The organism is Hydrogenophaga sp. (assembly GCF_031426985.1).
Classification (GTDB): domain Bacteria; phylum Pseudomonadota; class Gammaproteobacteria; order Burkholderiales; family Burkholderiaceae_C; genus Hydrogenophaga.
The window spans coordinates 161,292-169,098 of sequence record NZ_JASJOY010000004.1 but is presented as its reverse complement, the minus strand read 5'-3'; the positions used below and the strand labels follow the sequence as shown (position 1 = coordinate 169,098).

Below are 7,807 nucleotides of genomic sequence, written 5' to 3'. Positions count from 1 at the left end.
GCACGGCGTTGGTGCCCATGTCGGGCGCGCACACGCTCCACACCGCGCCGATGCTGACCACCGCGAGGAAGGCGACCATGGTTTCGGGGATGTTGGGCAGGTAGGCGGCCACGCGGTCGCCGGGCTGCACGCCCTGGGCCTGCAGGTGCAGCGCGAGCGAGGCGACCTGGCGCCGCAGGTCGGGCCAGCTCAATTCGACATGGCGGCCCTTTTCGTTGCGGCTGATCACCGCGGGGAAGCCCGCCGCGTGCGCCGGCTGCACGTGGCGGAACACCTGCTGCGCGTAGTTGACCTGCGCGCCGGGGAACCAGCGCGCGCCGGGCATCACGTTGCGTTCGAGCACCGCGGTGTGCGGCGTCAGCGAGCGCAGGTCGAAGTAGTCCCAGATGCTTTGCCAGAAGGCGTCCAGCTCGGTGGTGGACCAGCGCCAGAGCGCGTCGTAGTCGGCAAAGTGCAGGCCGCGCTGTTCGGCCAGCCACTGCTGGTACAGGCGGATCTGGGGCGTGAAAGGCGCAGTGGGCTGGCTCATGGCGGGGCTCTGTGAAAGGGGTTCGGACCGGCCGCGCCGGCCGGCTTGTCTCTGGGGCGCCAGCGTAGCAGTGCGCCCGCCTGGCCGTGGTTGCCCGAGGCGACACCCGCGCGGGCCTGGGCTATAACGCCGGCATGAACCCCTTGCCCACGCCCCCGCTGGAACCGGTCTTCGACCTCACCGTCACTGTCGCCACGCCCATCGAGGCGGGCGCGGTCACCGGGCTCAACAGCCGCGGGCGGCGGCGCATCATCCCCATCACCGGGGGCACGGTGCGCGGCCAGCTCAACGGCGCGGTGCTGCCAGGCGGGGCGGACTTCCAGCTGGTGGTCAGCGACACCTGCGCCGACCTGGACGCACGCTACCTGCTGCAGCTGGACGATGCGGCCTGGGCCGGCGCCCACGTGTTCGTGCAGAACCGCGCCCTGCGCCGCGCCAGCGCCGAAGACACGGCCCGCCTGGTGCGCGGCGAGCCGGTGGACCCGGCCGCCATCTACTTCCGCTGCGCGCCCACCTTCGAGGTCTCGCACCCCGCGCTGGCCTGGATGACCGAGAGCCTGTTCATCGGCACCGGCGCGCGCTTCCCCGACCGGGTCGAGATGCGTTTCTTCCGCGTCGGCTGACGCCGGTCAACACCCCTGGCCCTGCAGCAGCCGCATGGTCGCGCGGCGCGCTTGTCGCGCCCGCGTCCCGCAGGGCCGCGCGCTGCTGCAGCGCAAGCTGCGCGCCGCCACGGGGGCGGAGCACAATCGCCGCCACCTCAAACAACCACAGGAGTCCCCATGGGCCTTTTGAGCTGGACACAAAAATCCCCCTCCACCCTCGCCAACGGCGGCGTCATCGGCCCCGATGAACGCCTGCCCTGGGCACAGACCGGCGTGATGGGCGTGCAGCACCTGATCGCCATGTTCGGCGCCACCGTGCTCGCCCCCATCCTCATGGGCTTCGATCCGAACGTCGCCATCCTCATGAGCGGCATCGGCACGCTGATCTTCTTCCTCATCACCGGTGGCAAGGTGCCCAGCTACCTGGGGTCCAGCTTCGCCTTCATCGGCGTCGTCATCGCGGCCAGCGGCTACGCCGGTTCAGGCCCCAACGCCAACATCGGCGTGGCGCTGGGCGGCATCATCGCCTGCGGCGTGGTCTACACCGCCATCGGCGTCATCGTGCAGGCCATCGGCACCGGCTGGATCGAGCGTTTCATGCCCCCGGTGGTCACCGGCGCGGTGGTGGCGGTGATCGGCCTGAACCTGGCCGGCATCCCGATCAAGAACATGGCGCCGACCGATTTCGACAAGTGGATGCAGGGCATCACCTTCGTCTGCGTCGCGCTGGTGGCCGTGTTCAGCAGCGGCATGGTGCAGCGCCTGCTGATCCTGGTCGGCCTCATCTTGGCCAGCATCGTCTACGCCGTGCTCACCAACGGCATGGGCCTGGGCAAGCCGCTGGACCTGTCGGGCATCGCCAACGCCGCCTGGTTCGGCCTGCCGAACTTCAGCGCGCCGGTGTTCAGCGCCAACGCCATGCTGCTGATCGCGCCCGTCGCCATCATCCTGGTGGCCGAGAACCTGGGCCACATCAAGGCCGTGACCGCCATGACTGGCAAGAACCTCGACCCGTACATGGGCCGCGCCTTCATCGGCGACGGCATCGCCACCATCGTGGCCGGCAGCGCGGGCGGCACCGGCGTGACCACCTATGCCGAAAACATCGGCGTCATGGCCGCGACCAAGATCTACTCGACCGCCGTGTTCCTGGTGGCCGGCATCATGGCCGTGCTGCTGGGCTTCAGCCCCAAGTTCGGCGCGCTGATCCAGGCGATTCCGCTGGCCGTCATGGGCGGTGTGTCCATCGTCGTCTTCGGCCTGATCGCCGTGGCCGGCGCCAAGATCTGGGTCGACAACAAGGTGAATTTCTCGGACAACAAGAACCTGCTGGTCGCCGCCATCACCCTGGTGCTGGGCACCGGTGACTACACGCTCAAGTTCGGCGACTTCGCGCTCGGCGGCATCGGTACCGCGACCTTTGGCGCCATCCTGCTGTGGGCGCTGATCGGACGCAAGAAGGGCTGAACACCATGGCACGCGTCTGGACACAGGACATCTCGGTGCAGGTGCTGACGGACATCCACGTCGGCACCGCCGTGCAACACCTGGGCATGGAGTTCCTGGAGGTCGGCGACGACTTCATCACCGCCCGCGTGCCGGTGGACGCCCGCACCAAGCAGCCGTATGGCCTGCTGCACGGCGGCGTGAGCGTGGTGCTGGCCGAGACGCTGGGCAGCTGCGGCGCCGCCTTCAGCTGCCCGCCCGGCCACCGCGCCGTGGGCCTGGACATCAACGCCAACCACCTCAAGGGCGCGACCAGCGGCTGGGTCACCGGCACCACGCGGCCGGTGCACATCGGCCGCACCACCCAGGTCTGGCAGATCGACCTGAAGAACGACGTGGGAGAGCTGACCTGCGTGTCGCGGATCACGATGGCGGTGCTGGCGCCGAGGTGAGTGGCTTTGGGGCCGCTAACGTTAACGCGCAGCAGACTGTTTAATCGCGTTTTATCGAGTAACTAATTCCATTGCGTCTGCAGCAAGCTTCCCAAGTTGCCCGAACTCCGTTTCCAACCCAGCTTGTAGCCGCCACTCTTCGGGCGCCCCTGACATGCCGCTCATGCTGACTTGAAACGTCACCGCACCGAGCTTCGTGCACGAAGCAGACACCACCAAATCACCTTCAAGCGAAGACCAAGTACGAGAGCCCTTCCAGGGCGCATCCAGCGCTGCCAACTCAACGAAGAAGTTCGCAAGCCCCGCAACGTCGCCCGTCTCAACCCACACCTCTACAGCCCCCGAAAGCGTCGGCCCTGCCAAAGTGGCGATGAGGAACGACTCTCCCCGCGCCGTGATCTGAAGGACACGACTGGAGTTCGAAGAGCAAAGACTGAGCAGGGGATATTCCTGAGCCATTTAACCTTGATGTGTCCGACCGATCACCGAATATGCCAGTCGAGTTGCCGGATGACGTGACCGAAGAAAGCTGAAAAAGGCCCGCGGCGACGAGCAGTTGCCGCCACGGACCGTGGTTTTGCGCAGGTTGACGCGATTCTACGAAGCCCCCACCTGGGTATTCAGACTCCGCAGCACGCCCGGGGTCAATCCCATTCAAGCCCCTCCCCCACCGGCCGATAAACAGACAAGCCCCGTTTTCTGTTTCAACGCCGCGCCATGGACACCTCCCTCCCCACCGCCCCCAACGACGATCTCGGCCACTACCTGCAACTGATGGTGACGCACGGGGCGTCGGACCTGTTTCTCTCCAGCGGCAGCGCCGCGGCGCTGAAGATCCAGGGGGTGGTGCGCCGCCTGACCGAGGGCGCGCTGGACGCGACGCACACGCAGCGGCTGGCCTATTCGGTGATGCGCGAGGCGCAGATCCGCGAGTTCGAGTCCACGCTGGAATGCGACCTGGCGATTGCGCTGCCGGGCCTGGGACGCTTCCGCGTGAACGTGTACCGCCAGCGCGGCGACGTGGCGGTGGTGGTGCGGCACATCAACGCCAAGATTCCGTCACTGGAGCAGCTGAAGCTGCCGCCGGTGCTGCGCAAGCTGGCGCAGCTCAAGCGCGGGCTGTTGCTGGTGGTGGGGGCGGCCGGGTCGGGCAAATCGACCACGCTGGCGGCCCTGCTGGACCACCGCAACCACAACGCGGCCGGGCACATCCTGACGGTGGAGGACCCGATGGAGTTCGAGCACGCGCACGGCACCTGCATCGTGGACCAGCGCGAGGTGGGGCTGGACACGCAGAGTTTTGACGAGGCGCTGCGCCACGCGATGCGCGAGGCGCCGGACGTGATCATGATCGGAGAGATCCGCGACCGCGAGACCATGCAGCACGCCATGGCCTACGCCGAGACCGGGCACCTGTGCGTGTCGACCCTGCACGCGAACAACGCGAACCAGGCGATCCAGCGGGTGCTCAACTTCTTCCCCGAAACGGCGCACAAGCAGGTGCTGATGGACCTGTCGCTCAACCTCAAGGGGGTGGTGGGGCAGCGGCTGATCCGCGGTGCGCACGACAAGCTGGTGCCGGCGGTGGAGGTGATGCTGCTCTCGCCCTACATCAGCGAGCTGATCCAGAAGGGGCAGACGGACGAGATCAAAGACGTGATCGCCAAGAGCAGCGAGCTGGGCATGTGCACCTTTGACCAGAGCCTGTACGCGCTGTACGAAGCCGGCGAGCTGACGGCCGAGCAGGCGCTGGAGTTCGCCGATTCGCGCACCGACCTGTCGCTGCGCATCCGCCTGCACCACGGTCAGCGGCCGAGCACGGCGGGGTTGCGGGTGGCCTGATCAGTCCTGCCGCTCGCAGCGCCCCTGCGACGTGGCCTGGCCGCGGAAGTCGCTGCTCCAGGCCAGTGCGGCGGTGTCGATACGGATGCGTTCGTTGTCGAGCGCGGTGAGGATGGTGCTGCCCTGCACGTTGAAGCTGTAGACCGGCTGGCCGTCGATTTCAACGGCGCGCACGCGCTGGTCGTCGAAGCGGATGCGCACCGTGCGCACCCAGCTGCTGCGCGCGGGCAGGTAGACGGCGTCGCACAGCAGATCCACCTGCGTGGTGGCGGGGGGCGGGGCCGCCGTCGCGGTGCCGCAGGCCACCAGACCCAGCGCGGCCGCCACCGGACCCCGCCATCCCATGTTCAGCCTTCGCCTTGCGTGGCCAGGCGCTCGCTCTTCCAGTACACGTCGTCGCCGCCGTTCATGCGGTTGAGCACGCGCGCGAGCACGAACATCAGGTCGGACAGGCGGTTGAGGTATTGGCGCGGCGCGTCCTGGATGGCTTCTTCGTTGCCCAGGGCCACCAGCTGGCGTTCGGCCCGGCGCGCGACGGTGCGGCACACATGGGCCTGCGCGGCGGCGCGGTTACCGGCGGGCAGGATGAATTCCTGCAGGCGCGGCAGCTGGGCGTTGTGGGTGGCCAGGGCGTCGTCGAGCGCGAGCACGGCTTCGGCTTTGAGCAGTTCGTAGCCGGGGATGGAGAGTTCACCGCCGAGGTTGAACAGCTGGTGCTGGATCTCGACCAGCAGCGTGCGCACGTCGGCGGGCAGGTCTTCGCACAGCAGCAGACCGATGTGGGAGTTGAGTTCGTCCACGTCACCCATGGCGTGCACGCGCAGGCTGTTTTTGGACACGCGCGCGTTGTCGCCCAGGCCGGTGGTGCCGGCGTCGCCGGTGCGGGTGGCGATCTGTGTGAGTCGGTTGCCCATGGCGTTCCTTGTCTCGTGTGTTTGAAACGCGATTGTGCGGGAAAGGCCTCCGGTAACAGGGGACGAAGAAATGTGTCCCCGGGCAAAGCTTTGGTGAACGAGGCAACGGTGGGCAAAAGCACTGGCCTTGGGCCGCGGCAGCCGGTGCAATGGCGGTCCTTTCAACTGTTCAGGAGATGTCCATGACCGTGAAACGCCACCAACTTGTCGCCAATTTCGAAGCCCGCAGCGTTGCGCTGATCGCCGGCTGGACGCTGGCCGGTGCCGCCATGGCGCAGAACGTGCCGCCCCCCGCGCCGGTGCGCAATGGCAAACCAGTGAGCACGCAGTTCCACCAGGTCGACCGGAATGGCGACGGCCAGATCAGCCGCAGCGAGGCCGCCACCGTGCCGGAGCTGGAGGCGGCTTTCGACCGGCTGGACACCGACCGCAACGGCAGTCTGAACGCCGAGGAGTTTGCACAGGGCAGCAAGGGCTGACCCGGGCCGCGGTGGGGGTGTGCCGCCCGGCACCCCTGTCAGCAGGGGCAGGCACTAAACTGCCGGATCGCCACCGCCCCGGCGGCGTCCGACCCGTGCAGGAGACCCCATGAACGCCCCCACCGACAACGCCCACCTGGCCCCTCAATTGCAGCTGCGCGAGGTGCCCGCGGCGCTGATCGAGGCGCTGCAGCAGCGCTTCGGCGCGCAGTGCTCCACCGCGCTGGTGGTGCGCGAGCAGCACGGGCGCGACGAGTCCATCTTCAACGTGCCGCCGCCCTCGGCCGTGGTGTTCGCGCAGAGCACGCAGGACGTGGCCGATGCGGTGAAACTCGCCGCTCAATACAAGGTGCCGGTCATCCCGTTCGGCGTCGGCTCCTCTCTCGAAGGCCATTTGCTGGCCGTACAAGGCGGCATCAGCATCGACGTCAGCCGCATGGACCAGGTGCTGGCCATCAACGCCGAAGACCTGACGGTGACGGTGCAGCCCGGCGTGACGCGCATGGGCGTGAACAACGCGGTGAAAAGCGAAGGCCTGTTCTTCCCCATCGACCCGGGCGCGGACGCGTCCATCGGCGGCATGACCGCCACCCGCGCCAGCGGCACCAACGCCGTGCGCTACGGCACCATGCGCGAGAACGTGCTGGCGCTCGAAGTGGTCACCGCCAGCGGCGAAGTGATCCGCACCGGCACGCGCGCCAAGAAAAGCAGCGCCGGCTACGACCTCACGCGCCTGATGGTGGGCAGCGAAGGCACGCTGGGCGTGATCACCGAGGTCACGCTCAAGCTCTACCCGCTGCCCGAGGCGATCTCGGCCGCGACCTGCTCCTTCCCCACCATCGAAGCCGCGGTGCGCACCGTGATCCAGGTGATCCAGCTGGGCGTGCCGATCGCGCGCTGCGAGCTGATCGACGCCAACACCGTGCGCATGGTCAACGCGCACAGCAAGCTCGGCCTGCGCGAGGAACACATGCTGCTGATGGAGTTCCACGGCTCGCCCGCGAGCGTGAAGGAACAGGCCGAGACGGTGCAGGAGATCGCGGCCGAGTTCGGCGGCAACGCCTTCCAGTGGGCGACCACGCCCGAGGAACGCACCCGCCTGTGGACGGCGCGGCACAACGCGTACTTCGCGGCCATCCAGAGCAAGCCCGGCTGCCGCGCCATCAGCACCGACACCTGCGTGCCCATCAGCAAGCTGGCCGACTGCCTGCTCGACTCGGTGGCCGAGGCCGACGCCAGTGGCATCCCCTACTTCCTGGTCGGCCACGTGGGCGACGGCAACTTCCACTTCGGCTACCTGATCGACCCGGCCAAGCCCGAAGAGCACCGCATTTCCGAAGCGCTGAACCACACGCTGGTGGCGCGCGCGCTGGCGCTGGGCGGCACCTGCACCGGCGAACACGGCGTGGGCCTGCACAAGATGGACTTTCTGCGCACCGAGGCCGGCGACGGCGCGGTGGACATGATGCGCGCCGTCAAGCGCGCGCTGGACCCGGACAACATCCTCAACCCGGGCAAGATCTTCGCGCTCTGACGGGCG

General features: G+C 67.9%; 10 protein-coding genes. 6 read left to right on the top strand and 4 right to left on the bottom strand.

Annotation, left to right across the window (positions count from 1 at the left end; translation table 11 throughout):
* A partial coding sequence (locus RMP09_RS00955) for an AMP-binding protein (RefSeq protein ID WP_310564134.1) occupies positions 1 to 529 on the bottom strand: 529 nt, incomplete at its 3' end.
* Between the two features lie 134 nt (positions 530 to 663).
* Here RMP09_RS00955 and RMP09_RS00950 point away from each other — a divergent pair.
* The 3 genes from RMP09_RS00950 to RMP09_RS00940 all read left to right on the top strand — a co-directional run bounded on the left by RMP09_RS00950 (position 664) and on the right by RMP09_RS00940 (position 3,032).
* On the top strand, positions 664 to 1,152 hold the full coding sequence (locus RMP09_RS00950; RefSeq protein WP_310564133.1) for a DUF3237 domain-containing protein: 489 nt from the start codon (positions 664 to 666) through the stop codon (positions 1,150 to 1,152).
* Between the two features lie 159 nt (positions 1,153 to 1,311).
* Positions 1,312 to 2,601, top strand: a complete 1,290-nt coding sequence (locus tag RMP09_RS00945) for a solute carrier family 23 protein (protein WP_310564132.1) — start codon at positions 1,312 to 1,314, stop codon at positions 2,599 to 2,601.
* 5 nt (positions 2,602 to 2,606) lie between these two features.
* Complete coding sequence (locus RMP09_RS00940) at positions 2,607 to 3,032, top strand: hotdog fold thioesterase (protein ID WP_310564131.1); 426 nt, start codon at positions 2,607 to 2,609, stop codon at positions 3,030 to 3,032.
* Positions 3,033 to 3,083: 51 nt separating this feature from the next.
* Here the strand turns inward: RMP09_RS00940 and RMP09_RS00935 are convergent, their stop codons facing one another.
* The gene (locus tag RMP09_RS00935) at positions 3,084 to 3,491 is read right to left on the bottom strand and encodes a DUF6228 family protein (RefSeq protein ID WP_310564130.1); all 408 of its coding nucleotides are present in this window, start codon (positions 3,489 to 3,491) and stop codon (positions 3,084 to 3,086) included.
* Between the two features lie 258 nt (positions 3,492 to 3,749).
* On the opposite strand from RMP09_RS00935, the gene RMP09_RS00930 reads away from it, so the two are divergent.
* A complete protein-coding gene (locus RMP09_RS00930; RefSeq protein ID WP_310564129.1) occupies positions 3,750 to 4,874 on the top strand; it encodes a PilT/PilU family type 4a pilus ATPase in 1,125 nt (374 codons plus the stop codon).
* Here the strand turns inward: RMP09_RS00930 and RMP09_RS00925 are convergent, their stop codons facing one another.
* Both RMP09_RS00925 and RMP09_RS00920 read right to left on the bottom strand, forming a co-directional pair.
* A complete protein-coding gene (locus RMP09_RS00925; protein WP_310564128.1) occupies positions 4,875 to 5,219 on the bottom strand; it encodes a hypothetical protein in 345 nt (114 codons plus the stop codon). It lies immediately after the preceding gene.
* A gap of 2 nt (positions 5,220 to 5,221) precedes the next feature.
* Positions 5,222 to 5,788 (bottom strand): cob(I)yrinic acid a,c-diamide adenosyltransferase, encoded by a 567-nt coding sequence (locus RMP09_RS00920; protein ID WP_310564127.1) that lies wholly within the window; start codon positions 5,786 to 5,788, stop codon positions 5,222 to 5,224.
* A gap of 182 nt (positions 5,789 to 5,970) precedes the next feature.
* On the opposite strand from RMP09_RS00920, the gene RMP09_RS00915 reads away from it, so the two are divergent.
* Complete coding sequence (locus tag RMP09_RS00915; protein ID WP_310564126.1) at positions 5,971 to 6,267, top strand: EF-hand domain-containing protein; 297 nt, start codon at positions 5,971 to 5,973, stop codon at positions 6,265 to 6,267.
* 109 nt (positions 6,268 to 6,376) lie between these two features.
* Positions 6,377 to 7,801, top strand: a complete 1,425-nt coding sequence (locus tag RMP09_RS00910) for an FAD-binding oxidoreductase (RefSeq protein ID WP_310564125.1) — start codon at positions 6,377 to 6,379, stop codon at positions 7,799 to 7,801.
* The last annotated feature ends 6 nt before the right edge of the window (positions 7,802 to 7,807 follow it).